This window comes from Collinsella aerofaciens (genome assembly GCF_019131995.1).
GTDB classification, from domain to species: Bacteria; Actinomycetota; Coriobacteriia; order Coriobacteriales; family Coriobacteriaceae; genus Collinsella; species Collinsella aerofaciens_S.
In genome coordinates, this window is record NZ_JAHONA010000081.1 from 1 (window position 1) to 425 (window position 425).

Annotated in this window: 1 protein-coding gene; it reads right to left on the reverse strand. The window is 67.8% G+C overall.

The window, feature by feature from the left end:
* A partial coding sequence (locus KSY82_RS10255; RefSeq protein ID WP_217752386.1) for a transposase occupies positions 1 to 425 on the reverse strand: 425 nt, incomplete at both ends.

Consider the following 425-nt stretch of genomic DNA (forward strand, 5'->3'; position numbering starts at 1 on the left):
CAATTCGCACAGGAGCTCGTAATACCTCCTCTCCAGTTTCGTCGACCGCCGTCTCCCATGTTCCAGGTGACCGAGTGAGGCCGCGGACATGCCGAGCCCCGCGGCGGCCTGCTTCTGGGTCACCCGCATCGCCTTGCGCATCTTCGCGAGCTCGGGGCCTTCCGGCGCGGCGCCGTCGGGGTTCGGGTCCATGAGCACGCGGTACACCTCCCGCGCTATGTAGCGCTTCAGGCAGCGGATCGCCTCCCTCCGGGACTTCCCCTCGGAGGTTCGCTTCGCCACGTACCTCTTCGTCCTCTCGTCGTATGCCATGCGCTTGATCGCGATCTCGTAGAGCGCCCAGTTCGCCTGCCGGTTGCCGCCGCGGTTGAGCCTGTGCCGCTCCGTCTTCCCGCTCGACGCGGGGATCGGGGAGGCGCCGCACA